The following is a 25166-nucleotide window of genomic DNA, read 5'->3' on the forward strand; positions in this document are numbered from 1 at the left end:
GCAGCAGCCGGACCGTCTTTAAATCAACGGCTGGCCTTGCGGCGCTGACCGAGACCCATTTCCTTGGCGAGCCGCGAGCGGGCTTCGGCATAGGCGGGCGCAACCATCGGATAGTCGACCGGCAGGTCCCATTTTTCGCGATATTCTTCCGGCGTCATGCTGTGATGGGTCGTGAGATGCCGCTTGAGCGACTTGAACGAACCGCCACATTCCAAACAGACGATGTGGTCATCCTGAACCGACTTGCGGACGGAGACGGCAGGCTTCTGCTTTTCGACATTGACCGCCACCGATGTCGGTGCCGATGTTCCGCTGAGTGCCGTGTGAACATCCGAAATAAGGCCGGGAAGCTCAGTTACCGGAACGACGTGGTTGCTAACATAGGCAGCCACAATATCCGCAGTCAGTTCGACCAGCAGATCCTGGGCGTTACCGTATGCAGTTTCCGTCATTTAAGTATCTCCTGTTTATTGATCCCCTGACGCGGGCGAACGCCGCATCGAGCGATGTGAAGTTACCCGGTGCCCCACCTTCGCCTTGTTGAAACCAACATGAAACCTACCCCTAGATTTCGAGCGAAAACCGGAAACGAATTGGTCCGAGATTCAACTTATGGCCCGCGACATGGGCAGCAATGGTCCGATGGGCCATAGATTAGACATTAATAAAATGCCTATGCCGACTATGAAGAGGCTAGATGCAAATCGCGATTAGCAACTTTACACTTAATTTGGATAACAGCAAAACAGCAAAAGTCAAATTCCTATTGTGAATTTTTCAGTTCAAAACAGTCTAATCGGAATACAAAAAATTACGGGTAATAAAATACTATGCCAAGTAGTAATTGAAAATGAATACCCCCAATTATTAGGGGGATTTTCAACTTCAAATTTTCTTGATGTCATCAACTACCGATTTAACGGCAAGCGGATAACCTGCCTTGTGAGCGGCCATGGCAAGAAGATGTGCCGAGACCGGCGCGGTAAGGACAAAGAAAAAGAAACCGGCCAGCGCCCGCGCCAGCGTCGATATTTCCATGGAATGGATGCCGACAGCCAGAAGCAGCAGGCCGGACCCCACCGTTCCCGCCTTGGAAGCCGCATGCATGCGGGTATAGACATCCGGCAGCCGATTGAGGCCGATTGCCGCGATCAGCGAGAAAATGGCGCCTGAGATCAACAGCGCCGCAACCAGAATAGCCACGATCCAAGCCATCATCGTCTGCCCTTTCCTTTTCTGTTGGCGACACCTTTTTCCATATTTTTTTCAATGGCTTCAGATGCCCTTTCGCCATCGAGAACCGCCGCCGGCCTGCGCCGGCCGTCCGGGCCGCGCGACAGCACGAAGCGGGCGAAGGCCACCGTTGCCAGAAACCCGACCAGACCGAGCGCAATCGCAATATCGACGTAAAGATTGAAGCCGGTGCGGATGGCGATGACTGCGATGAAGCCGATGGCGATGCCCACCAGCATGTCGAGCGCAACGATACGGTCCGGCAAGGTGGGGCCGACGACGACGCGATATACTGTCAGCAAAAAGGCGGCCGACAGAACAACCGTTGCAAGTATAGTTGCAAATGAAACTATCTGTTCCGGCGTCATATCTGAAACGCCTCCATGATCTTTCTTTCAAAGCCGTTGCGGATGTCGTTTTTCGTGGCCTCGATATCGCTGCAGTCGATCGCGTGCACGTAAAGCGTTTTCCTGTCCGCCGAAACATCGACCGACAGCGTGCCGGGCGTAAGCGTGATGAGATTGGCGAGCAGCGTGATCTCGAAATCCGTCGTCACCGTCAGCGGATAGGCGAAAATGCCGGGCTGCACGTCGAGCTTCGGCCGCGTCACCAGCACGGCGACCTTCCATGCCGAGAGCGCCAGCTCCTTGAAGAACAGCAGCACCAGCGACAGCACGCGGGCAAGCCTGAGCCAGTGGTTACGTCCGCCCGGAAGCTGGTGGCGGATGATGCCGAGCGCCAGCGTCGAAACGACAAGGGCGAAAATGATGTTCGCGAGCGTGACGCTGCCCGTCACGGCGAGCCATACGGCAACGAAAAGCAACTGTACGAGATAGAGGCTCATGGCTTGCCCCCTTCGGTAAAGACCGACTGGATATAGGCCTGCGGATTGGCGAGGCCTGCGGCCGCCTGCTGGCTGAGATTGAGCAGGCTTTCCGGAAACAGGCCGAAGAATACCACCAGCACCGTGAGCCCCACCAGCGGCGCGAAAGACGGCGCGGCCGGGGACGACGCCTGCGGCATGGAGGGCTGACCGGGGGATGCGGCCACCGGACGCCAGAAGCACAGCAGGAAGATCCGCCCGAAAGCGATGGTGGCGATGAAGCCGGAGGCGAGGATGGCGCCGGCGAGCCACCAGGCGCCGATATCGATCGCCGACTTGACCAGCACCGCCTTCGGCCAGAAGCCGGAAAAGGGCGGCAGGCCGGAACCGGCGAAAAACAGCGCCAGTGCCAGCGCCGAAAACCACGGAGCCTGCTGATAAAGGCCTCTGAGCGAGGTGAGGCTGAAACCGCCGCCGAGGCGGGCCGCATGGCCGGCGGCGAGATAAAGCGCCGTCATCAGCACCATCGAATGCAGCGCGTAAAAAATGGCGCCGGTGACACCCGACGGCGTGCCGATGGCGATGCCGGCCATCATGTAGCCGATGCCCGATATGACGATATAGCCGAGCATGCGGCGGATATCGTTCTGGGCGAGCGCGCCCATGGCCCCGAGCACCATGGTCAACGCCGCCGAGATGGCGATGACGATGCTGAGTTCTTCCCGCTCGACCGGAAACAGCATGACCATGACACGCAGCAGCGAATAGATGCCGACCTTGGTGAGCAAGCCGCCGAACAGGGCGGAAACGACGATGCGTGGGGTGTGATAGGAAGCGGGCAGCCAGAAGTTCACCGGGAAGGCTGCGGCCTTCATGGCGAAGGCGAGCGCGAACAGGCTCGCAAGCGTCATCAGCGGCGCGGTCTCCCGCAGCGCTGTCGCCTTCTGGGCGATATCGGCCATGTTGAGCGTGCCGAAGATGGCGTAGAGATAACCGACCGTGATCAAAAACAGCGTTGTGCCGATGAGGTTCAGAATGGCGTATTTCAGCGCGCCGTCGATCTGCTCGCGCGTCGAGCCGAGCACGATCAGGCCGAAGGACGAGATCAGCAGCACCTCGAACCAGACATAGAGGTTGAAGATGTCACCGGTCAGGAAAGCGCCGGTGACACCGGCCATCAAAAGCATCAGGAAGGGATAAAAACCGTATCGCCTGCCGCTGGCGTCGATATCCGCGCCGGCATGGATGGCGCCCGCAAGTGCGACGATGGCGGCGGCAAGCGACAGCAGCGCGCCCGTCAGGTCGGCGGTAAAGGCAATGCCGAAGGGCGGCAGCCAGCGGCCCATGACCATGGTGAAGGGGCCATCAGTGGCGACCTTCCACAAAAGCGCGGCATCGAGCAGCACCAGCAGGAACAGCGTCGCGATGGCGACGGCCGCGTGGTGACGGATGGCATGGCGCATCATCATCAGCACCGCGCCTACGCCAATGCAGAGCGCGATGGGGAGAATGATCAGCCAGTCGGTGAGCGGCACGGGCGTCGTGACGAGCGCTGCGGAAAGATCGGTGACTGCGGAAGTGGTGGAAGATGCCATGGTGTCTCAGCCTCGCCGCTCAATAACCGAGCGGCGGCAAGGGCTCGCCTGCGGGTTCTGCGGTGCGCATTTCGTCCGTATCGTCGGTCTGCAGTTCCTGAAACGCACGCCAGGTCAGCACCAGAAGGAAACAGAAGAAGGAAAAGGAAATGACGATGGCCGTGAGGATGAGCGCCTGCGGCAGCGGATTGGCCGCACCGGCGGGCAGCGCATCCATGCCGGGCGGAATGATCGGCGGCACTTCGCGCGTCAGCCTGCCCGCCGTGAACAGCAGAAGGTTCACCGCATTGCCGAGAATGGCGATGCCGAGCAGCATGCGGATGCTGTGGCGCGACAGCATGAGATAGATCGCCACCGAAAAGAAGATGCCGACGAGAATGGAGAAGACCGCTTCCATCAGTCGCTTTCCCTTTCTTCCAGCGCCAGCGCAATGGAGGTGATGGCGCCGACCACGACGAGATAGACACCGATATCGAAGGACATGACGGTGGAGAGCGGTATTTCGACGCCGAACAGGCTCGGATAGACCCAGAGCCCGGTCATGAAGGGCACGCCGGCGGCGATGGAAACGAGGCCGGAAAACATGGACAGCAGCAGCCCCGCCCCGGCGATGGCGAGCGGATGAAACATGATGGCGCGCCTGACTGCGGTGACGCCATACGCGATGCCATAGATCGCCAGCGCCGAGACGGCGATCAGGCCGCCGATGAAGCCGCCACCCGGCTCGTTATGGCCGCGCAGCAGCACGAAGATGGAAAACAGCACCATGAGGCTGGTGACGACAGGGGCGACGGTGCGCAGAATGAGCGTGTTCATGCCCGTGCTCCTTTCTTCTTCGCGGTTTTGGCCGATCCCTTGACGGCGGCGGCCGGGCGGATGCGGATCAGCGCGAGAATGGCAAGACCCGTTATCATCACCACCGCGATTTCACCGAGCGTATCCGTGCCGCGGAAGTCGACGATGATGACGTTGACCACATTGGCGCCGTGGGCGATGACCTTGGAATAGGTGTTGTAGAAGTCCGTCAGGCGGTTGTCGAAGCTCGCCTGCGTCGCGCGCATCAGGAACAAAGCAAAGCCGGTTCCGCAGGCGATGGCGATGGTGCTGTCCAGCAGCTTCTGGCCAAGGCCGCGATGGTCTGAAGGCGACAGGCGAAGCCGCGTCATCACCAGCGTCAGAATGACCACCGACAGCGTCTCGACCATGAATTGCGTGAAGGACAGATCGGGCGCGCCGAAGAGCAGGAAGATGACCGCCACCGCAAAGCCCTGAATGCCGAGCGCGATGATGGCGGTGAGCCGGCTCGACGCCGTCAGCACTGCGATGAGCCCCGCCACGGCAATGGCGATGAAAGTCAGCTCATGGACCGGCATATCGCGCGGCCAGGACGGCATGGACGGCAATTCGCCATAAAGGAACAGCGGCACCAGAAGTACGGCGGCGATGACGGCGAAGGTGGCGGTAACGTAAAATTCCAGCCTGCCCGGCTGAATGAGCCGGGTGATGTGGAACGAGACTTTCACCAGCATGTCGATGAACACGTCAAAGCCCCTGTCCGGCCCCGCCCCCAGCGCCTTGAAGGTGCGGTCGATCAGTCCACGGACGGCGGAAAGCTGCGTATAAAGGACGATGCCGAGCGCGATGGTGAGCAGCGACAGGCCGAGCGGCACGCCGATATGGGGAATGAGCGAGATTTCCACCGGGCGCGCCTCGCCGGCAATGGCGCTCGCCATCGGGGTGGAGATGTAGAAATGCGCGATGCCGGAAAAGAGCGCAATCGTCAGCCCCTTCAGCGCCAGAAGCGCCGGGCCGAGCCAGAGCAGCAGCGGACCTTCATGCGCGTGTTTCGGGGTCTTCACCGGCTTGCCGAGGAAGGGTTTCAGCGCCACCGCAAAAGCGACGGCAAACATCAGTCCGTTGCCGAGGATGGCGATGCCGGTGAACAGCACGGCACGCGGATTGCCATGCGCCAGCGCGTAATAAATCTCTTCCTTGGCGAGAAAACCGAAGAAAGGCGGCAGGCCGGCCATGGAAATCGCAGCCGCCAGCGCCGCCGCGAAGGTGATCGGCATGGCTTTTCGCAGGCCGCCGAGCTTCGTCACGTCGCGGGTGCCGGTCTCATGGTCGATGATGCCGGCGACCATGAACAGCGCGCCCTTGAACAGCGAATGCGCCACCAGATAAAGCACCGCCGCCTCGATGGCATGGTCGGAGCCGAAACCCGTCAGCATGACCAGCAGGCCGAGCGACGACACCGTCGTATAGGCGAGCATCAGCTTGAGATCGGTCTGGCGCACGGCCAGCAGCGCGCCGGTGAGCATGGTCAGCCCGCCGAAGAATGGCAGCAGGATCTGCCAGGCGGCGGTATCGCCGAGAACCGGGTTGAGCCGCATCAGAAGATAGACGCCGGCCTTCACCATGGTTGCCGAATGCAGATAGGCGGACACCGGCGTTGGCGCTTCCATGGCGTTGGGCAGCCAGAAATGGAAGGGAAACTGCGCCGATTTGGTGAAGGCGCCGCCGAGAACAAGAAGCAGCGCGGCCAGATAAAACGGGCTGTCGCGCAAGACATCGCCGCCGCGCACCAACATCGACAGTTGCGTCATGCCGCTGATATCCCAGATGAAAATCAGCCCGGCGAGCAGCAGCAGACCGCCGCCGCCCGTCACCACCAGCGCCTGCAGCGCGGCGCGGCGCGAGGCGGCGCGCTCATGGTCGAAGCCGATCAGCAGAAAGGAGGTGATGGAGGTGAGCTCCCAGAAAACGAACAGCATCAGCAGGCTGTCGGAAACCACAACGCCCAGCATCGCCCCCATGAAGAGCAGCAGGAAGGACAGGAACCGGCCCTGCTGCGGGTGGCCTTTCATATAACCGCCCGCATAAAGCACGATCAGCAGGCCGATGCCGGTGATCAGCAGCGCAAAGGTCAGCGACAGGCCGTCGATGAACCAGGAGAAGCTGAGATTGAAGCTCGGCACCCAGGCATAACCGCCGGTCACCACCCCGCCTGCCGCGATATCCGGCAGCATCAATGCAAAATGCGCAAAAGCGAGAGCAGGCGCAATCGCCAGGACCCACGCCGCATTGTGACCGAACCTTTTAACCAGGACGGGTGCGGCAAGCGCTGCCAGAAACGGCAGAAACAGCGACAGGAATGTCAGCGGCGTGACATCGGATGTCATTCACATCTCCCGGGATGTCCCCCACCCCTGCGCGCCAATGAATGGCGTTCTTTAAAATCGATTTTTCCAGTTAAGGCATAGACAAAGCCATCTCAACCCAAATCGACACTCCCGACCCATAACGAACGCGTTATGAGGCGTCGCCCCTTTCAATCGGCGGCGGCGATGACTATTTGAGGCGAGAACAGAAAGGATCATTCCATGAGCGATCTGACATCCCCCAAAGTCAACAAGACCGATGCCGAATGGCGTGAGCAGCTGACGCCGGAGCAATATCGCATCCTGCGCGAACACGGCACCGAGCGCGCCTTCACCGGGCCCTATTGGGATACATTCCAGCACGGCCTCTATCGCTGTGCGGCCTGCGACGAGCCGCTGTTCCTCTCGGATACGAAATTCGATGCCGGCTGCGGATGGCCGAGCTATTTCGAGCCGGTAAAGCCGGGCGCCGTGACGGAACATCGCGACGCCAGCTACGGCATGGTGCGCACGGAAATCCGCTGCGCCAATTGCGGCGGCCATCTCGGCCACGTCTTCCCGGACGGCCCGAAGCCCACCGGCCTGCGTTACTGCATCAACGGCCATTCGATGGTGTTCGAGCCGATTTGACTGGCAAAAGAGCCGCGAATGTCTTCTCCCCGCCGGGGAGAAGGTGGCCCGAAGGGTCGGATGAGGGGGCGACGTTGCGGGATTTCGGAGAGCTTGCCCCCTTATCCCGCTGCCGCGACCTTCTCCCCGGCGGGGAGAAGAGACTCGTGGCACTCGCTCGATAAAAAGGTGACTTGAGCTTCTTGGCTTAACCTAATTTCAGCTCCATACACGTCAAATCCAGCCAGCGGCCGAACTTGGTGCCGACTTCCGAAAACCGGCCGACGACCCTGAAACCGAGGCTTTCATGCAGGCGGATGGAGGCAGTGTTTTCCGCCTCGATGGCGGCGATCAGCACATGCACGTCGTTGCCCGAGGCATGATCGATCAACGCCTGCATCAGCTTTTTGCCGATACCGTGGCCGCGCGCATCCTTATGCACATAGACCGAATGTTCGCGGGTGTGGCGATAACCGTCGAAAGCGCGCCAGTCGCCATAGGAAGCATAACCTGCGACCTTACCGTCGAGGATTGCGACGATGACCGGAAAGCCGCGTGATTTGCGGGCGGCGAACCATTCCTTGCGGTTTTCCAGATCGACCAGCACGTCATTCCAGATCGCGGTCGTGTTCAGCACCGCATCATTGTAAATCTCCATGATGCCGGAGAGATCGTCCACGGTCGCGTCGCGCAGTTGCACGCTCATTGTCGTTCACCCTTTTCCTGCTTGCAGCGGCGGTATTTTCGGCCGCCATCTGCACGAGGATTAGGCGATGATGCGAATGGCTGTCCAGTACCCATCCGCCATCGGGGCGCATTCTTCAGGATGCCAGCGGCACGAGGCTGAAGGAGGTGACCACGGCGAAATAATGAACGGCGGCGGCGGCGACCACGAAAGCGTGCCAGATGGCATTCTGGAAGCGCAGTTTTTCCCAGACATGGAAGATGACGCCGAGCGAATAGATGACGCCGCCGGCGACGATCAGCCAGAGCGTGACGGGGGCGAGATGCGCCGACAGCGGCCCGACCACCATGACGCCGCTCCAGCCCATGGCGAGATAAAGGCCGATGGCAACCCGGTCGTAACGGCCGGGGAACAGGCATTTGAGCAGGATGCCGCACAGCGCCGCAAGCCAGATCAGCCCCAGCATGGCCGCAATCAGCGGATCGTGGATGCCGCGCATCAGAAAGGGCGTATAGGTGGCGGCGATGAGGATGAAGATCGCCGAATGATCCAGCCGGCGCAGGAACCATTTTACGTTCGAGTGCGGCCAGATATTGTAGGTGAAAGACACGGAAAGACAGGCGACGAGGCCGAGACCGTAAATCCACGCGGCGGCGATCGCGCTGAGCGTCCCCCAGACCATCGCGTAAAAGATCAGCGCCGTGGAGCCGATAAGGGCAAACACGATGCCGACACCGTGGACGATGCCATCGGCGACAATCTCGTGAAAATCATACTGGCGCCCGAACCGCCATAAATCGCTCATAGTCCAATCCCGTCTGCGTGCTTTCCTCAAAGCATGGAGACAATATTAGACAGGAACAAGACAGCGCCCGGTTAACGGCAATCAAATTGCGTTCGAGACTGTTGCGAAAGGAGAGGTGCAGGCTGCCCTTCGGCCAGAACAATTGCCTGTGGAGTAAGCGGTAGACGCTTGTTTCTTCTCCCCGGCGGGGAAAAGTCCGCGGCAGCGGGATGAGAGAGCAAGGGTAGATGTGTTCGGAGAGCTTGCCCCCTCATCCGGCCCTTCGGGCCACCTTCTCCCCGGCGGGGAGAAGAAACCCAGTCACGCTTTCCCCTGCCCTCACAACGCCGCAGCGCATTCCTGGCAAAACGGCGTATAGGGCACCGCCTTCAACCGATCCTCCGAAATCCGCTTGCCGCATTTGACGCAGGTGCCGAAGGTGCCGCTGGCGATACGGTCGAGGGCTGCGTCGATGGCGCGCAGCTCGTCCTGCCCCACCTGCCCCAGTTCGTCCAGCACCTCGTCATTGCTGCGTTCGGTGGCGCGATCCTCGTCATCGGGATTGCGAGGCTCTTCGAAATCGGCCTCGATTTTGTGCAGGCGGCGATAAAGCTCGCGCTGGCGGTCACGCAGGATTTTCTCGTAACTTTCGACATTCATGTTTTTTTCCTCCAGCCGGTACGGGCGGAAAACCCGCCCGCAACCCTAAAACGTCAGGCTTTTATCGGTCCACCAGCACCGAGCATTTGGCGTGGCGCACCACGCGGTCGGCGGTGGCGCCGATGAAATAATTGCTGAAATCCGGCGTGTGCGACGCGATGATGATGAGGTCGGCCTTGTGTTCCTCGGCGGCGGCGATGATTTCACGCGCGGGCGCGCCGCTTCTGATTTCCTGGCTGCCCTTGAAACCGGCCCTGGTCTTGATGTCCGAAAGTTTGGTCTTGGCGTCCTTGATGGCATTTTCGATCAGGTCGACAGGCAGATCGATCGCCATATAGCCCGGCAGTTCCTCGACAACATTGATGAGAACGATCTCGCCATCAGGATCCAGAAGCGCCTTGGCCTTTTCGAGAATCTTTTCCCCCTTGTCGGTGGCGCTGAGGTCTACCGGTACGATGATCTTCTTGTACATGGCTGTCTCCTTTGGTTTGATCCGCCGTTTAGCGTGTCGGGCTAGGCTTATATTTCCCCTTCGGCACGGCCTTCGCCTTGATCGAAGTCAAAGCCGGAGCCGGGCCGGAACGGGGCATTGTCAACGAATAGTGGACAGTCAATCGCCAGACGACGATCTTTGCTGAACGACGAAACCAGCCCATATTCGCCTTCGACAAACGCCGCAAAGCGGCGTCGGCCGATGGTTTCGGCGACCGATCCGCCCCAGGGCGCTTCGGATTCAATATGGAGATCATGATGAGTGAAATCAAACAATTCGCCCTGACGCGGCCGGCCTATGTCGGCCAGGCGCATCTCGTCGTTCACGATCTGCCGCGCGTTTCGGATTTTTATCAGAAGATCATCGGTCTTACGGTTCTTGAAAAGAACCCGAGCGGTGAAGTGCTTGGGGTCGGCGGCCAGCCGCTGCTCACGCTTTCCACCTCCGGCACGGCGGAACGCGCGCCGCGCAACGCGGCGGGCCTGTTCCACACCGCCTTCCTGATGCCGAGCCGGAACGATCTGGCCCATTGGCTGGCGCATGCCGCCCATAACAATGTCCAGTTTCAGGGCGCGTCCGACCATCTGGTCAGCGAGGCGATCTATCTTGCCGACCCGGAAGGCAACGGCATCGAAGTCTATCGCGACCGTTCGCCGGATGAATGGACCTACCAGCAGGACGGCACGGTGGAGATGGCCACCCTCGGCCTCAACCTTCAGGCGCTTTACGACAGCGCGCCGAAGACGGCCTTTACCGGGGCGGCGGAAGGAACAGCCATCGGCCATATCCACCTGCAGGTCGGCAACATTCCGCAGGCGGATGAATTTTATCAGGATGTGCTGGGACTGAAGATCATGGCGCGTTATCCCGGCGCGAGCTTCTTCGGTTCCGGGGCCTATCACCACCACGTCGCCGCCAATATCTGGAACAGCCGGGGTGCTGCGGCCCGCAAGGACAATATGACCGGCCTTTCCGGCTATTCGCTGACCTTCAACGAGCCGGCCGCGCTTGAGACGGCGATTGCCGCCCTCGACCGGCTGGAAATCGCCACCGAACGGCAAAGTGACGGCATTGTCCTCAAAGATCCGTGGGGGATCGGCCTAAAGCTTTCCACATAAACACAAAAAAGCGGCGGCAGAAATTTCTGCCGCCCCGGAACCGCCACATTTTTCGAACGTTTGTCCCCTTATTGGGGGACCGTTCGATGAATGAAAATGCCAGGCCGGACAAGACCGGCAGCTTGGTCAATACCGCGGCAACCGCCGGCACGACGGCCGCAACCGCTCTAGCAACAAGAGCGGACCCGCTGGAAGTGCCGGCTTCCGGCTCACGGCGTGACGATGCGCGCAGCCAGCAGCCGCTTGGCCGCGAAGCGCTGGATGTCGTCGTCGCCTGGTCGGTGATCGGCATATTCCTCATCATGCTGATGGCGGTCATCCATGAATTGTCGCTCATCCTCATTCCGGTGGTTATGGCCATCGTGGTGGGCATGATCCTCGGCATCGCCGCCGAAAAGCTCGGTTCCTACGGCATTCCCGGTTTTGGCGTCGCGCTCATTCTTTCGAGCCTCGTGGCGGCGGTGATGTTCTTCGTCATCAATTCACTCACCGAACCGCTCTCGCTCCTTGCTTCGGAGGGCCCGGCGCTGGTGGAGCGCAGCATCGACCGTTTCCTGCCCTATCTGCAAAGCCTCAGATGGCTGAATATTTCGGCGGCGAGTTTCAGCATGGGATCGATGTCGATGGAATCGCTGATTTCCCGCAGCGGCGAAATCATCTCGCTGCTCGGCGCCAACGTCACCCCCGCGGTCATTCAGGGCCTGATCTTCCTCGCCGCACTGCTGATGTTTCTCTATAGCCGGCTGCGGCTGCGCAAGGCGATCATCATGGCCTTTCCGGCCCGCCACCAGCGGCTGCGCACCATCCGCATCATCGGTTCGGTGGAAGAGGTGCTCGGCACCTATTTCGCCACGGCGGCGCTGATCTATGCCGGGCTTGGCGTGACGATGGTGGTCATCGCCTATTTCGGCGGACTGGCCATGCCGCTTCTGTGGGGGCTGTTCGCCTTCCTCTCCAGCTTCGTGCCGTTTCTCGGCATCACCGCCATGACGATTTCGCTGACGGTGGCGGGCATCATCACCCATGACAACATCGTCCTGGCGCTCCTGCCGGCGGCGATCTTCTTCACCATTCACCTGTTGATGGAAAACCTCGCCTTTCCGGCGGTGGTGGGCCGCAACATGGAGATAAACCCCTTCCTCGTCTTCGTGATGATCATCTTCTGGACGTGGATGTGGGGGGCTGCCGGGGCGATGCTCGCCCTGCCGCTGTCGCTGATCGCCATGACGGTGACTCGGGAGTTGTTTCCGTCGCGCCGGGTGGTGCCCAAATTGCCGGATTAAGCACCGGCTTCAACGGCAGGGCAGAGGGGGGTAAACCCCACGCGCCAGCGTCAATCGACAACCTCCTGAAAACCAGCAGCCGGGCCGCTCAGGAAGCGAGCGGCATTCCCTGCGCACTCGCCATGCGGCGCTCGTGCTCGATCAGCCATTTCTTCCGCCACAGCCCGCCGCCATAGCCGGTCAGGCTGCCATCCGCGCCCAGTACACGGTGGCACGGCACGACAATCGCAATCTGGTTCGCGCCATTGGCGCGGGCCACTGCGCGCACGGCGGATGACCTGTCCATGGCGGTTGCGAGCGAGGAATAGCTGACGATCTCACCCGCCGGAATTTCCCGCAGGTTGCGCCAGACATCGCGCTCGAAGGGCGTGCCATGGCCGGCAAGCCGGGTTTCAAAGGCGGCCGAATGCCCGGCGAAATAGGCCCTGAGTTCCGCTTCGATCTGGCCGGTCACGGCCGTCCGGCCGAGCACCATATCCGCGCCGGTGCGCGTCTTCAGCCGCTTCAGCTCGGCCGGAAGCGCCGGCCGGTCGGCGAATTCGAGGAGATGCAGGGCATGATCGTCGGCGACGGCGAGCATCGGGCCGATCGGCGTATCGATCCAGTCGCCCTTCAAAAAACCCTTGCCTTTCATGGCGGCGGGCGAAGAGCCGAAGAACTGGTTGATGGCGGCGCGGAAACCACTGCCGGATTCGTAACCGGCATCGATCTGCGCACCGATAACCGCTTCGCCGGAAGCGAGGCTTTCCGCCGCGCCGCCCACCCGCCGCAATCTGGCGATTTCCAGAAAGCTCATGCCGAAACGGCGCTTGAAGGTGCGGCGCACGGTGGAAGGATCATGGCCCATCGCCACCACATCCTCCTCGCGCCAGCGCCGCGCCGGTTCGTTTTCCAGCGCCGTCAGCAGCGACGTCACGGTCTCATCGGCCGAGCCATAGGACAGCATCGGCTTGCAGCGTTTGCAGGGACGGAAACCGGCCTCCAGACATTCGGCGATGGTCTCGCGGAACCGGCAGTTCTCGATCTTCGGCTTTCGCGCCGTGCAGGTGAAGCGGCAGAAAATCTTCGTCGACGTCACACACACATAGGCCACGCCCTCATAGGCGGGGTCCTTGTTCACAAGGGCGGAATAGAGCGTTTCGGTGTCGGGGCGTTTGAACAGCATCATGGGGAGGATGCTAGCGCAATTTTTTGGCCGGTGCCGCCGAAAAACGGGCGTGGATGTGGGGGATGTTGTCGGCTCGTTTCGTCCGCGCCGTTTGGCCAAGCCGGTGCGGCATATTTCTTCTCCCCGCCGGTGGCGCGCAGCGCCGGATGAGGGGGCGACGGTGGAGAGATGCGGGAAGCTTGCCCCCTCATCTGCCCTTCGGGCATCTTCTCCCCGGCGGGGAGAAGAAACGGGCGACAACCTTGCGGGTCAGTTCCCCGGCGGGGCAAAGGACGGGTCGTCCAGCCGGGCGAAGATGACGCCGCGGGCTTTCAGCGCCAGAAGGCCTTTCACCACGCCTTCGCCCGCCTCATGGGTGGGCTGGTTGATGTGGGAGATGATGACGTCGCCATCTTTTGCCGAGGCGATGTGTTTCGCCGTCGCGGCCGCACCCAGCAGCGAGCCGCCATCGCCATTGACGGAATAACCGGCCACCCGCATGCCGAGCCGGTTGATGGTGGACATCGACGAATTGGTATATTTGGCCGTCGCACCACGGAACCATTGCGGTTGCAGGCCGGTGGCGGCGACGATGGCCTGGCGGCCGCCCTCCACTTCCTGCTCGACCGCCGCTTCCGAACCGGCGGCGGCGATGCCGTAGATGGAAACCGGCTTGTCCACTGCCGGCACATGGTTTTCGCCGTGGTTTTCGATCTCGAACAGATCCGGATGCGCCATGAGCACGGCAAGCGCTTCGCCATTGTGTTTTAGCCAGCGGGCGGTGACGAAGATCGTTGCCGGAATGCGCTCCTTCACCAGCGTATCGAGAATGCGGTGATCGGTCTTGCCCATGCAGGCATCCAGCGTCATCGCCACCCGCACCTTGCCGTCATGCTGCGGCGTCATCTTCAACGTCGGCTCGACAAGGCCGGTTCCCGCGAATGCGGCGGAAGAGGCGCAGAAAAACAGGGTGGCGATGAAGAGGCGACGCAGCATTTTATGTTCCGGAGTGTGAGAGGTGGCAATCCGCCCGCAAAGCGCCCGAATTAAGGCGCGGTTTCCAGCCCGGACAGCGCCTCCAGCGCCTCTTCTACCCGCTGGCGTTCGGCGCTGGTGAGCGGCAGGATCGGCCGAGGCGGTTCGCTCACGGTCAGCGACAGGATATTGGCGGCGGCGTAAACCACGCGGATGCTGCCGAATTCCTTAAACAGCGCCCAGAGCGGCTGGAAGGCCGCGGCGAGCCGTTTGACCTCTTCCGCATTCTTGGCCTGAGCCGCCCGCATCAATTGCAGGGCTGGAACCGGCAGCAGGCCGGCAACCACACTGTACCAGGTGTCGCCGCCGGCAAGCGTGGCGTCGGCGCAGCCCCAGTCACCGCTGTACCCGATGGCGAAATCATCCGACAGCTTCGGTCTCAGCCGCGCGAGCTCACCGGCATAATCGGAATCGGCCGGCAGCGGCATCTTGATGGCGCGGATATTGGGGATATAGGCAAGCCGCACCAGAAGCTCGTCGCTGAAGGTAAAGCGCGTCGTCGTCGGGTTGTTGTAGATGGCAAGCGGCAGGGCCGTCGCGCCCGCCACGGCGGCGAAATGGTGATAGGCCTCTTCCTGCGTCAGCGGCGTGTAGGAGACGGGTGCCAGCAACAGGGCATCGGCGCCGGCGGCTTCCGCATCCCTGGCCAGCGCCACCGCCTCATCGGTGCGCAATGCGCCGACGCCGGCCATCAATATGCGCTTGCCCTTGAGGATGGCGGCTGCCGCCTCGATGGCGCGGCCTCTCTCTTCCCGCGTGAGATACATATAGATGCCGGTGCTGCCGAGAACGCCGACGGAATCGACCGCCGCCGCATCCAGCCGCTCGATCAGCGCGGAGAACGCCTGCGTGTCCACCCGCCCGGCCTCATCGGCCGGCGTGATCGGAAAAGCAGAAAGCCCCTTGAATCGTCTCGCCATGTTTATGTCCCTCACTTCGATCGGAAGTCAGGGTTACAGAGCCGGTGGCGGAGCGGCAAGAAAAGCGGCGGCTAAACCCCTGCCCGCAACCGAAAAAATCCTTGCTTAGTCATAAAGATACAACTTCTTCCACTGCTCCTCGGGAATCCGGTCGCCAACGCGGTAATCGAAGGACTGGATGCTGAGGCTGTCGCTCTTCAGCTGGCACTTGTATTTGAGCTTGTACCATTCGCCGGAACTTCTAAAGACCGCGCCCGGCGCCTTGATGGAGTTCTTGCCAACTTCCGGATCACCGAAGGTATAAGCGATGACCTTGTCCGGCCGCATGCCCTTCTGTTCCGTCGCTATCCTCTCCATCGCCTCGATATCGCAACGCTGTTCCAGGCGCTCTTCCGGGGCAAGCGCATTCAGCTGCCGCATGACGCTGGCGTCGATCGCGAAAGCGGGAGTAAAGGCCTGCAAGCCAAGGAAAAAGGTAGAAAGGGCAGCGGGAAGAAGCTTTCGCATGGGATCCTGTCAGTTTTTTCGTTTGTTCTTGTGGTAGGCGGCAGGCCGGGCGGCCTGCATCCATCATCGCTGATTTGCCGGATATTGCCAAAATGTGATCGAAAGCTGACGAAATTGTGCCCAAGCCGCATTCCGCCTGTGGAGATTTGAAACTTGATCGGCCGCAAGCCCCGCTCTACATCTTGGTGCCGCCCAAGAATTCTTCATACGAAAGCGAGTTTCCCTTGCCGATTTTCAAGAACCTGCCCGCCGCTCCGACCGCCGAAAAACGGCCCGTTCAGGATACGCACCACGGCATTACCCGCACCGACGATTACGCATGGTTCCGGGCCGATAACTGGCAGGCCATGTTCAAGGACCCTACCCTGCTCGACCCGTCGATCCGCGCCCATCTGGAGGCGGAAAACGCCTATATGGAAGCGGCGATGGGTGACACCAAGGCGCTTCAGGAAAAGCTGTTCGAGGAAATGAAGGGCCGCATCAAGCAGGATGATTCCTCCGTGCCCGTCAATGACGGGCCTTATGCTTACGGGACATTGTTCGTGACCGGCGGCGAGCAGCCGCATTATTTCCGCACCCCGCGCGGCGGCGGCGAAAAACATGTGCTGCTTGATGGTGACAAGGAGGCCGAGGGCAAGGATTATTTCCGGCTTGCCGGCCTCGACCAGTCCTCCGACCACAGCCACGGCATCTGGGGTTACGACGACAAGGGCTCGGAATATTTCACGCTGCGCATCCGCAACCTCGAAACCGGCGAAGATCTTGCAGATGTCGTGGAAAACACCGGCGGCGGCGGGGCCTGGGCGCCTGATGGCAAGAGCTTCTTTTATACGCTGCAGGACGAGAACCACCGTCCCTCCAAGGTCTTCCACCATATTATCGGCCAGCCGCAATCGGCAGACCGTCTGGTCTATGAGGAAAAGGATCCCGGCTTCTTCATGGGCGTCGGCGCGTCGGTTCTCGACGATTTCATCTTCATCGACATTCATGACCATGAGACCAGCGAATATCGCCTTCTCTCCACCAGCGACCTGACGGCCGAGCCTGCTATCGTGGCAGAGCGCGAAGAGGGCATCGAATATTCGATGTGCGAAGGCGGCGATGTCTTCTTCATCCTCACCAATGACGGCGACGCCAAGGATTTCCGCATCGTGGAAGCGCCGGTCACAGCACCGGGCAAAGAGAACTGGAAAGAGATCGTCCCGCATGAGCCGGGCCGTCTCATTCTTTCCGTCGATGCCTATGCCCGTCACCTGATCTGGCTTGAGCGCCGCGACGGCCTGCCGCGCATCGTCATCCGCGATCGTCGCACGGGCGAGGAACATTCCATCGCCTTTGCCGAGGAAGCCTATTCGCTTGGCCTGCATGGCGCAGCGGAATATGACACCGACGTCATCCGCTTTTCCTATTCCTCGATGACGACGCCGAGCCAGCTGTTCGATTACGACATGGTGACGCGCGAGCGGACGCTTCTGAAGACGCAGGAAGTACCCTCGGGCCACAATCCTGATGATTACATCACGCGCCGCATCATGGCTCCTGCCCATGACGGCGAGCTGGTGCCGGTCTCGCTGCTTTACCGCAAGGATGTGGCGCTTAACGGTTCCGCCCCCTGCCTGCTTTATGGTTATGGCGCTTACGGCATCACCATTCCCGCCTCCTTCTCCACCACCACGCTGTCGCTCGCCGACCGTGGTTTCATCTATGCCATCGCCCATATTCGCGGCGGCAAGGACAAGGGTTTCGAATGGTACGAAACCGGCAAGATGGAAGACAAACAGAACACCTTCAAGGACTTCATCGCCGCTGCCGATCATCTGGTTCAGGAGGGTTTCACCTCCTATGACCGCATCATCGCCGAAGGCGGCTCGGCCGGCGGCATGCTGATGGGGGCTGTCGCCAATATGGCGCCGGAGAAATTCGCCGGCATCATCGCCGCTGTTCCCTTCGTCGACGTGCTGACCACCATGCTTGACGACACGCTGCCGCTGACCCCGCCGGAATGGCCGGAATGGGGCAATCCGCTGGAATCGGCAGAGGAATATGGCTGGATCGCTGCCTACAGCCCCTATGACAATGTCAGCGAAAAACCCTATCCACCGCTGCTGGCGCTTTCCGGCCTCACCGACCCGCGTGTGACCTATTGGGAGCCGACCAAATGGGTCGCGAAGCTGCGCGAAAAGACGACGGGGGAAGCGCCGATCCTGCTCAAGACCAACATGGCCGCCGGCCATGGCGGCAAGTCCGGCCGTTTCCAGCGGCTGGAAGAAATCGCCTTCGAATATGCCTTCGCGCTGAAGGTGGCCGGCAAGGACGCCGTGTGAGGCCTTGATTGCGAAACGGGCGGCGACGGAGCCGCCGCCCGAGCCAAAACAGTATGAAAATACCTTCAAAAAACCTCTTTCTGAATATTTTTTCCACAAAAATGCATCGCCTGCTTTTCCTTTAATTTCACTTTGCTGGTGCGTGGATTTTTATTTCGTTTTACTAAAAATCATAATAGAATTGAGTAAATCTCAAATATATTTCATGTATTACGCCACCTGAAAAAATGTTCCTAAAATCGAACGCATGGCTGCGATGCGCCATTTTGCGTTGCAATATCACTTTTTGGCCGTATTATGCCGGTCGTTGACATATTCATGCGCCTTTCCGCCGCGTTTCTCGCGGCAATCCTGCAGCACGTCTTGCGGATATTCTTGACGCCGGTTTTTTTTCGGCTTTTCCATGCGCCATGTCAGTTCGCCCTTGGCAATCCGGGCTTTGCAGTGCTCCCGCTTTGCCAATTGAAAACACTGCATCAGACTTGGGGGTCTTACACATGAAGAAACTCCTCGCCTCGACCATTCTCGTAACGGGCTTTATCATCGCTGCCGGTGCAGCAAGTTCCGCCAATGCCGCCGAAGAGTGCGGCAGCATCTCCATCGCCGAAATGAACTGGGCATCCGCCGGTGTCGCGGCTTACGTCGACAAGTTCATCATGGAAAACGGCTATGACTGCACGGTCAATGTCGTCAGCGGCGATACCATGCCGACCTTCGCCTCCATGAACGAAAAGGGCCAACCGGACATGGCGCCCGAATTGTGGGTGAATGCCGTGCGCGAGCCGCTCGACGCCGCCGTCAAGGACGGTCGCATGATCGAAGCATCGAAAATTCTTTCCGAAGGCGGTATCGAAGGCTGGTGGATCCCGAAATTCATCGCCGATGAACACCCCGATATCAAGACCGTCGAGGATGCGCTGAAACATCCCGAGCTCTTCCCCGCCCCGGAGGACGCCAGCAAGGGCGCCGTGCACAATTGCCCCTCCGGCTGGAACTGCCAGGTGACCACCACCAATCTCTACAAGGCACGCGAAGGCGACAAAAAGGGCTTTACCTTGGTCGACACCGGCTCTGCCGCCGGCCTTGACGGCTCGATCGCCAATGCCTTCGAAAAGAAGCAGGGCTGGCTCGGCTATTACTGGTCGCCCACCGCCATTCTCGGCAAATACGAGATGGTGAAGCTGGATGACGGCGTCGAACTCGACCGCGCCCATTTCGACGAGTGCACGGCCAAGGTCGATTGCGCCGATCCCAAGGTCAACGCCTATCCGGTGGCCGATGTCTTTACCGTCATCACCAAGGATTTCGAAGGCAAGGCCGGGGTGACGATGGACTACATCAAGGCCCGCAACTGGGACAACAAGATGGTCGCCGAAATCCTTGCCTGGATGGATGAGAACCAGGGCACCAACGAGGATGGCGCGGAATATTTCCTCGAGAACCATGAAGAAATCTGGACGAAGTGGGTTCCGGCCGAGGTGGCGGAGAAGATCAAGGCTTCGATGTGATTGCAGGTGGGGTTGGCGCAAGCCGCTTACCCCCCTCTGCCCTGACGGGCATCTCCCCCTCAAGGGGGGAGATCAGCTGGGCGCGCTTTCGCCGCTTCATCCTCAACCATAGAGATGGGCGAGACCTTGCCGCAGATCGATCTCCCCCCTTGAGGGGGAGATGTCCGGCAGGACAGAGGGGGGTGCCCGCGCACTCCAACCTCCAACCACCCATCCCCAAAACCTAAAGGGAAAACAACAATAATGGCCCTCTGCAATTACCTGCCGGACATGCTCTGCAAGTTCCCGGCAATCGACAACTCCACGATGCGTGTGGCACGCAAGACCATCGACGATGGTTTTCGCGACATCGTGCGCAATTACGGCGATGCGATCGATGTCGTCGTGCATCCGCTGCAGCTCTTCCTCAATTCCTCGGAGCGGCTGTTCATCCAGACGCCGTGGATCATCACGCTCCTCATCATTCTCGCCATCGTGCATCTGGCCGGTCGCAGCTTCAGGATTACCGGCGGCACGGCGCTCGCCCTGCTGATGATCGGCGCGGTCGGCCTCTGGCGGGACGCCATGACGACGCTGTCCATCGTCGCCATCGCCACCCTGATCGCCATCGTCATCGGCCTGCCGCTCGGCATCCTGATGGGTCGTTCCGAACGCCTGCAACGCCTCATCAATCCCGTGCTCGACGTGATGCAGACCCTGCCCAGCTTCGTTTATCTCATCCCCGTGGTGGTGATTTTCGGCATCGGCAAGGTTCCGGGCCTGATCGCAGTGGTGATCTATGCCATTCCGCCGGTCATCCGGCTCACCAGCCTCGGCATTCGCCTTGTGGACCGGGAAGTGCTTGAGGCGGCCGATGCCTTCGGCTCCTCCAATGGCCAGAAGCTGTTCAACGTGCAGCTGCCGCTGGCACTGCCCACCATCATGACCGGCATCAACCAGACCATCATGATGGCGCTCGCCATGGTCGTCGTCGCCTCCATGGTCGGTGTCGGTGGGCTCGGCAAGAACGTGCTGCAGGCCATCAACAACCAGTTCTTCACGGTGGGCTTCCTGAACGGTTTCGCTCTGGTCGCCATCGCCATCATGTTCGACCGGGCGAGCCAGGCTTTTGGCAAGCGCCTGCAGAAATACCGCGAGGTCTCCCATGGCTAAAAGCATCGAAATCAAGAATCTTTACAAGATCTTCGGCAAGCATCCCGAGAAATATCTCGAAGCGGTGCGGTCCGGCATGGACAAGGTGGAGCTGAACGACAAACACAACCACGTGCTTGGCCTCAACAACATCAATATCACCATGCCGGGCGGCAAGATCACCGTCGTCATGGGCCTTTCCGGCTCCGGCAAGTCGACGCTCATCCGCCACATCAACCGGCTGATCGACCCGACCGCCGGCGAGGTTCTCTATGACGGCGAGGATATTTGCGGCATGAGCACCTCGGCGCTCAGGAAATTCCGCCGTCTCAAGACGGCAATGGTGTTCCAGAAATTCGGGCTGCTGCCGCATCGCACGGTGCTGGAAAACAGCGTCTACGGCCTCGACATCCAGGGCGTGCCGCGCAGCAAGAGCGAGGAAAAGGGCCGTTACTGGCTGGAGCGTGTCGGCCTTGCCGGTTACGAGGATTATTATCCGAACCAGCTTTCCGGCGGCATGCAGCAGCGGGTGGGCCTTGCCCGCGCGCTTGCCAATGACGCCGATATTCTGCTGATGGACGAGGCCTATTCGGCGCTCGATCCGCTGATCCGTGTCGATATGCAGACCATGCTGCTCGATCTGCAGCAGGAGCTGAAGAAGACCGTCGTGTTCATCACCCATGATCTGGACGAGGCTTTGCGGCTGGGCGACCACATCGCCATTCTGAAGGACGGCGAAGTGGTGCAGCAGGGCGACGGCCAGAGCATCATTCTCTCCCCGGCCGATGGTTACGTCACCGAGTTCGTGCGCGACGTCAATCGCGGCCGCGTGCTGCAGGCGACCACGGTGATGGAGCCGCTGGAAAGCCGTCCCGAGGGCATGCCCGTGCCGGAAACCGCGACGCTGGAAACAATCGCCCGCGACATGTCGGAAGCCAACGAGACCACCGCGCATGTGGTGGACGAGGACGGCAAGCCCGTCGGCAGCATCGGCCTCGATACGCTGGTGGCTGCGATGGTGACACCCGCGCCGCAGGAGGTTGAGGCGGAGGTGAAGGCGGCAGAGGAGCCGGAGAAGCTCCAGGAAACGGTTGTGCCGGTAGAGAAGGAAACGGCGTAATCCGGCACCGGACGGATTGACCGCGTCCGCGAGATATCCTCTTTCCGTCATACCGGCCTTGAGCCGGTATCCAGCCAGCCCAAGTCCTTGGGCTGAAAGGACTCTCTCGCCGCGCAGACGCGCGTCGGCTGGATTCCGGCTCAAGGCCGGAATGACGGGAAATGGCGTGCCTTTGGCGCCAGCGGCATGACGCCGCAAGAACAAGCACCCTGTGCAGTTCTGCTCCCCATGCAAAAACGAAGCACTACTTCGCCGGCTGTCAACCCTCGGCAGTCGCTGCAGCGCAGCAAGCGCAAGTTTCGGACAAGTCGCCGCCGTTAACCATTCGTTAACTTTTGAACGCGGAATCACCGACATGCAGATCGAAAGCAATATTGGCGGATATAACTATCAGGGTCGCATCCGCGACATCGAAAAAGCTGGCAGCGCTCAAAGCGCGCCGGAGGAGCAGGCGGTAAAACGCGGCCCCGGCAACCCCACCGTTTCCAGCACCATTCTTTCCCAGTCGCTGGCCAATGTTCTGTGGGCCGTCGGCAATGGCAGCGCGCCCGCTTATCAGGATACGGCCGCGGCTTCCCCCGAGGACAAGGCGGAAGCCGAGGTGGAATGGGTGCGCAGCGCCTATTCGGAATATACCGAATAGGCGATTCCAATCAGGCCCTTGCTGGGCTCACTTCCACCGTCACATGCGAGAGTTCATGTATGGCGGCAAGTTTCTGCTTGTAGAAAGCCGGCGCTTTCGGCGCCTGCGAATGGATCGCCACGATGGCGGCGTGATGCCCCGGCCCTACCTGCCAGACATGCAGGTCGGTGATGCGATCCTCTTCCGTCTCCACGCTTTCACGGATTTCCTGCGGCAAATCCTCCGTCGGCGGCAGCGCGTCGAGCAGGGTCGTCGCCGTAGAGCGGATCAGCCCCCATGACCAGCGGGCGATGACCAGACCGCCAACGATGCCCATGGCCGGATCAAGAAACGACCAGCCGTTCCACTTGCCGAGCAGCAGCGCGACGATGGCGAGAACCGAAGTCAGCGCATCCGCCAGCACATGCAGATAGGCCGCACGCAGATTATTGTCCCGGCCGCCCTTTGCGCCGTGGTCCGCGTGGTGACCGGCATGGGAGCCGTGATTGTGATGGGCGTGGCTGCCATGGCCGTGATGGGCATGCGAACCGTGGCCATGTCCATGTCCATGCCCATGTCCATGATCGTGGTGATGGTCATCCTTCAAAAGCACGGCGCTGAGGAGATTGACGGCAAGGCCGATGATGGCGACGAGGATCGCCTGGTTGAAATCGATTTCGACGGGATTGACGAGGCGCATCGCGCTTTCGACGGCAATCAGCAGCGCCACCACCGCCAGTACGATGGCGCTGGCAAAACCCGCCAGATCGCCGAACTTGCCGGTGCCGAAGGTGAAGCGCGGATTGCGCGCCTCGCGGCGGGCATAAAGATAGGCGAGCGCCGAAATCAGCATCGCGCCGGCATGGGTGGACATGTGCCAGCCATCCGCCGTCAGCGCCATGGAGCCATACCAGTGGCCGGCAACGATTTCCGCCACCATCATGGCCGCGGTCAGCGCGATGACCATCCAGACGCGCCTTTCATTGCGCTCATGGTTCTGGCCAAGGAAAACATGGTCGTGACCGGCTGCTGCACGGTGTTCGGATGTCGTCGTCATGTCGCTAATCCTGTTCGATTTTACCGGATGTAGGTCTTCAGCACCTGGGCCAGCTCTTCCGCCGCCCGCGCCCGCTCGTCTTCGTTTTCGGCATGCACCACATGCTCGTGCAGATGCTCCTGCATCACCTCCCCGGTCAGGCCGGAAAGCGCGCCGCGCACCGAAGCGAGCAATTGCAGCACCTCGCCGCAGGGCTTGGCAACGTCCAGTGCGCGCTCCACCGCCTCCATCTGCCCTTTCAGGCGGCGGATGCGGGCGAGAAGCTTCTCCTTGTTGCGGATCGTATGGGACATGGGCACCTCATATACTATAGGGGGGTATACTATATAAGCAAGTTTTTCCGTTCAAGCCCCGCGCGACGCAATCCTCGCGAATGTTTCGGCCATTAAAAATACCCCATGAAACTTAGGGGACTCAGTCATGACGACTATTGCAGCAACCATCAGCAGCTATCATCCCACTCCGATCCGGAGCCTTGAGCCGGCAAAGGGCAAGGAAACCCACTCCACCACCGAAGCCCTGCTGGAGCTGACGCGCGCCGCGCATCGCACCATTTCGAGCGTCGAAAGCACCGCCACGGCCGTCGCGCCTGCCGCTACCAGCGTTTCCACCGGCCTTGCCGCAGCGCTGTGGAACCTCGACAGCGGCGCTTCCATGACGACCGCACCCGCTCTGGACATGGGCGACATCGCCGCATCGGCACAGCCGGAAACCGCATCCAGCATCGAGAACGATGTCCTCAAGGCGCTCGCCCAGGCGCTTGGTGTGGATGAAGCCGCCTGAGACCCATTGAACGGCAGGCTGAAAAGCCATATCTCTAGAGACTAGAGCATTGCACCGGACCGGTGGAGCCGCCCGTTCTGCCGTCGCTGCACCCGAGATATGGAGAAAAAGATGCTGTCCATCGGTGAACTGTCCAAACGCACCGGCGTCAAGGTGCCGACTATCCGTTATTACGAGCAGATGGGCCTCATCCGCGAAGCCGACCGTTCGGACGGCAACCAGCGCCGTTACGAAAAGACCGACCTCGAAAGGCTGGCCTTCATCCGCCATGCGCGCGATCTCGGGCTGAACATCGACGCCATCCGCGAACTGATCGCGCTTAGCCAGCACCGGCAGATGCCCTGCGAAGGCGCGGACCGCATCGCCGCCGAACACCTCGCCCATGTGCGCGAAAAGATCGCCAGCCTGAAGAAGCTGGAGCACGAGCTGGAGCGCATCGTCTCCCATTGCCACGGCCATTCGATAGAGGATTGCTACGTCATCCGCGCGCTTTCCAATCACGGCATGTGCGAGGGTGAACATTGATCGGAAAACCGGGCTTGACAGATTGCGGATTCGGGCGCATTGC

At 60.6% G+C, this 25166-nt stretch carries 29 protein-coding genes; 10 read left to right on the forward strand and 19 right to left on the reverse strand.

Annotation, left to right across the window (positions count from 1 at the left end; all coding sequences use genetic code 11):
* Positions 1-23: 23 nt before the first annotated feature.
* From ros to ACIK7D_RS03395, 8 genes are all read right to left on the reverse strand, one after another.
* Positions 24-452, reverse strand: coding sequence for a MucR family transcriptional regulator Ros (ros, locus tag ACIK7D_RS03360; RefSeq protein ID WP_400155616.1), 429 nt, complete (start codon positions 450-452; stop codon positions 24-26).
* 433 nt (positions 453-885) lie between these two features.
* Positions 886-1218: a monovalent cation/H(+) antiporter subunit G gene (gene mnhG, locus ACIK7D_RS03365; protein WP_059753870.1), complete on the reverse strand. Its 333-nt coding sequence runs from the start codon at positions 1216-1218 to the stop codon at positions 886-888.
* Complete coding sequence (locus ACIK7D_RS03370) at positions 1215-1601, reverse strand: cation:proton antiporter (RefSeq protein ID WP_080817403.1); 387 nt, start codon at positions 1599-1601, stop codon at positions 1215-1217. Before ACIK7D_RS03370 ends, mnhG begins: the two co-directional genes overlap by 4 nt.
* Positions 1598-2077 (reverse strand): Na+/H+ antiporter subunit E, encoded by a 480-nt coding sequence (locus ACIK7D_RS03375; protein ID WP_137003092.1) that lies wholly within the window; start codon positions 2075-2077, stop codon positions 1598-1600. Before ACIK7D_RS03375 ends, ACIK7D_RS03370 begins: the two co-directional genes overlap by 4 nt.
* On the reverse strand, positions 2074-3651 hold the full coding sequence (locus tag ACIK7D_RS03380) for a Na+/H+ antiporter subunit D (protein WP_400155617.1): 1578 nt from the start codon (positions 3649-3651) through the stop codon (positions 2074-2076). Before ACIK7D_RS03380 ends, ACIK7D_RS03375 begins: the two co-directional genes overlap by 4 nt.
* Positions 3652-3670: 19 nt before the next feature.
* Complete coding sequence (locus ACIK7D_RS03385; protein WP_003512021.1) at positions 3671-4048, reverse strand: Na+/H+ antiporter subunit C; 378 nt, start codon at positions 4046-4048, stop codon at positions 3671-3673.
* Positions 4048-4467, reverse strand: a complete 420-nt coding sequence (locus tag ACIK7D_RS03390; protein WP_400155618.1) for a Na(+)/H(+) antiporter subunit B — start codon at positions 4465-4467, stop codon at positions 4048-4050. The genes ACIK7D_RS03385 and ACIK7D_RS03390 overlap by 1 nt, the downstream gene beginning before the upstream one ends.
* Complete coding sequence (locus tag ACIK7D_RS03395) at positions 4464-6833, reverse strand: putative monovalent cation/H+ antiporter subunit A (RefSeq protein ID WP_400155619.1); 2370 nt, start codon at positions 6831-6833, stop codon at positions 4464-4466. Before ACIK7D_RS03395 ends, ACIK7D_RS03390 begins: the two co-directional genes overlap by 4 nt.
* 201 nt (positions 6834-7034) lie before the next feature.
* Here ACIK7D_RS03395 and msrB point away from each other — a divergent pair, with 201 nt between their 5' ends.
* The gene (gene msrB, locus ACIK7D_RS03400) at positions 7035-7442 is read left to right on the forward strand and encodes a peptide-methionine (R)-S-oxide reductase MsrB (protein ID WP_400155620.1); all 408 of its coding nucleotides are present in this window, start codon (positions 7035-7037) and stop codon (positions 7440-7442) included.
* 187 nt (positions 7443-7629) lie between these two features.
* Here msrB and ACIK7D_RS03405 read toward each other — a convergent pair whose 3' ends face one another.
* The 5 genes from ACIK7D_RS03405 to ACIK7D_RS03425 all read right to left on the reverse strand — a co-directional run bounded on the left by ACIK7D_RS03405 (position 7630) and on the right by ACIK7D_RS03425 (position 10318).
* Positions 7630-8127, reverse strand: a complete 498-nt coding sequence (locus ACIK7D_RS03405) for a GNAT family N-acetyltransferase (protein ID WP_080852484.1) — start codon at positions 8125-8127, stop codon at positions 7630-7632.
* A 115-nt stretch (positions 8128-8242) separates the two neighbouring features.
* Positions 8243-8911 (reverse strand): hemolysin III family protein, encoded by a 669-nt coding sequence (locus tag ACIK7D_RS03410; RefSeq protein ID WP_400155621.1) that lies wholly within the window; start codon positions 8909-8911, stop codon positions 8243-8245.
* Between the two features lie 318 nt (positions 8912-9229).
* The gene (locus tag ACIK7D_RS03415) at positions 9230-9550 is read right to left on the reverse strand and encodes a TraR/DksA C4-type zinc finger protein (RefSeq protein ID WP_035260908.1); all 321 of its coding nucleotides are present in this window, start codon (positions 9548-9550) and stop codon (positions 9230-9232) included.
* 61 nt (positions 9551-9611) lie between these two features.
* Entirely contained in the window at positions 9612-10022 is a 411-nt protein-coding gene (locus ACIK7D_RS03420) for a universal stress protein (protein WP_003522284.1), read from the reverse strand.
* 47 nt (positions 10023-10069) lie between these two features.
* Positions 10070-10318: a hypothetical protein gene (locus ACIK7D_RS03425; RefSeq protein ID WP_400155622.1), complete on the reverse strand. Its 249-nt coding sequence runs from the start codon at positions 10316-10318 to the stop codon at positions 10070-10072.
* Here ACIK7D_RS03425 and ACIK7D_RS03430 point away from each other — a divergent pair.
* Together ACIK7D_RS03430 and ACIK7D_RS03435 are read left to right on the forward strand one after the other, a co-directional pair.
* Positions 10301-11161: a VOC family protein gene (locus tag ACIK7D_RS03430; RefSeq protein ID WP_400155623.1), complete on the forward strand. Its 861-nt coding sequence runs from the start codon at positions 10301-10303 to the stop codon at positions 11159-11161. The two genes, ACIK7D_RS03425 and ACIK7D_RS03430, sit on opposite strands and share 18 nt — an antisense overlap.
* Positions 11162-11247: 86 nt before the next feature.
* A complete protein-coding gene (locus ACIK7D_RS03435) occupies positions 11248-12444 on the forward strand; it encodes an AI-2E family transporter (RefSeq protein ID WP_080817409.1) in 1197 nt (398 codons plus the stop codon).
* Between the two features lie 88 nt (positions 12445-12532).
* On the opposite strand, the gene ACIK7D_RS03440 is transcribed toward ACIK7D_RS03435, so the two are convergent.
* The 4 genes from ACIK7D_RS03440 to ACIK7D_RS03455 all read right to left on the reverse strand — a co-directional run bounded on the left by ACIK7D_RS03440 (position 12533) and on the right by ACIK7D_RS03455 (position 16053).
* Entirely contained in the window at positions 12533-13612 is a 1080-nt protein-coding gene (locus tag ACIK7D_RS03440) for a bifunctional transcriptional activator/DNA repair enzyme AdaA (RefSeq protein ID WP_137452211.1), read from the reverse strand.
* A gap of 249 nt (positions 13613-13861) precedes the next feature.
* The gene (locus tag ACIK7D_RS03445) at positions 13862-14587 is read right to left on the reverse strand and encodes a polysaccharide deacetylase family protein (protein WP_400155624.1); all 726 of its coding nucleotides are present in this window, start codon (positions 14585-14587) and stop codon (positions 13862-13864) included.
* A gap of 50 nt (positions 14588-14637) precedes the next feature.
* Entirely contained in the window at positions 14638-15546 is a 909-nt protein-coding gene (locus ACIK7D_RS03450) for a dihydrodipicolinate synthase family protein (RefSeq protein WP_400155625.1), read from the reverse strand.
* Between the two features lie 105 nt (positions 15547-15651).
* Positions 15652-16053 (reverse strand): DUF930 domain-containing protein, encoded by a 402-nt coding sequence (locus tag ACIK7D_RS03455; RefSeq protein ID WP_400155626.1) that lies wholly within the window; start codon positions 16051-16053, stop codon positions 15652-15654.
* Between the two features lie 224 nt (positions 16054-16277).
* Here ACIK7D_RS03455 and ACIK7D_RS03460 point away from each other — a divergent pair, with 224 nt between their 5' ends.
* The 5 genes from ACIK7D_RS03460 to ACIK7D_RS03480 all read left to right on the forward strand — a co-directional run bounded on the left by ACIK7D_RS03460 (position 16278) and on the right by ACIK7D_RS03480 (position 22779).
* Positions 16278-18377 carry a S9 family peptidase gene (locus ACIK7D_RS03460; RefSeq protein WP_400155627.1) on the forward strand — a complete coding sequence of 700 codons (2100 nt, stop codon included), beginning with the start codon at positions 16278-16280 and terminating at the stop codon, positions 18375-18377.
* Between the two features lie 497 nt (positions 18378-18874).
* On the forward strand, positions 18875-19885 hold the full coding sequence (locus ACIK7D_RS03465) for an ABC transporter substrate-binding protein (RefSeq protein WP_400155628.1): 1011 nt from the start codon (positions 18875-18877) through the stop codon (positions 19883-19885).
* Between the two features lie 243 nt (positions 19886-20128).
* Positions 20129-21037, forward strand: coding sequence for an ABC transporter permease (locus ACIK7D_RS03470; RefSeq protein WP_400155629.1), 909 nt, complete (start codon positions 20129-20131; stop codon positions 21035-21037).
* A complete protein-coding gene (locus ACIK7D_RS03475; protein ID WP_400155630.1) occupies positions 21030-22136 on the forward strand; it encodes a glycine betaine/L-proline ABC transporter ATP-binding protein in 1107 nt (368 codons plus the stop codon). The genes ACIK7D_RS03470 and ACIK7D_RS03475 overlap by 8 nt, the downstream gene beginning before the upstream one ends.
* Positions 22137-22491: 355 nt before the next feature.
* Positions 22492-22779, forward strand: a complete 288-nt coding sequence (locus ACIK7D_RS03480; protein ID WP_003522271.1) for a hypothetical protein — start codon at positions 22492-22494, stop codon at positions 22777-22779.
* 10 nt (positions 22780-22789) lie between these two features.
* Here ACIK7D_RS03480 and dmeF read toward each other — a convergent pair whose 3' ends face one another.
* Both dmeF and dmeR read right to left on the reverse strand, forming a co-directional pair.
* Positions 22790-23815 (reverse strand): CDF family Co(II)/Ni(II) efflux transporter DmeF, encoded by a 1026-nt coding sequence (gene dmeF / locus ACIK7D_RS03485; protein WP_400155631.1) that lies wholly within the window; start codon positions 23813-23815, stop codon positions 22790-22792.
* A 20-nt stretch (positions 23816-23835) separates the two neighbouring features.
* The gene (dmeR, locus tag ACIK7D_RS03490) at positions 23836-24108 is read right to left on the reverse strand and encodes a Ni(II)/Co(II)-sensing transcriptional repressor DmeR (protein WP_400155632.1); all 273 of its coding nucleotides are present in this window, start codon (positions 24106-24108) and stop codon (positions 23836-23838) included.
* Between the two features lie 127 nt (positions 24109-24235).
* On the opposite strand from dmeR, the gene ACIK7D_RS03495 reads away from it, so the two are divergent.
* Together ACIK7D_RS03495 and ACIK7D_RS03500 are read left to right on the forward strand one after the other, a co-directional pair.
* Positions 24236-24598 (forward strand): hypothetical protein, encoded by a 363-nt coding sequence (locus tag ACIK7D_RS03495; RefSeq protein WP_400155633.1) that lies wholly within the window; start codon positions 24236-24238, stop codon positions 24596-24598.
* A 111-nt stretch (positions 24599-24709) separates the two neighbouring features.
* Positions 24710-25123 carry a helix-turn-helix domain-containing protein gene (locus tag ACIK7D_RS03500; RefSeq protein WP_003522268.1) on the forward strand — a complete coding sequence of 138 codons (414 nt, stop codon included), beginning with the start codon at positions 24710-24712 and terminating at the stop codon, positions 25121-25123.
* The last annotated feature ends 43 nt before the right edge of the window (positions 25124-25166 follow it).

This window comes from Agrobacterium sp. P15N1-A (assembly GCF_044626815.1).
Taxonomy (GTDB): domain Bacteria; phylum Pseudomonadota; class Alphaproteobacteria; order Rhizobiales; family Rhizobiaceae; genus Agrobacterium; species Agrobacterium leguminum.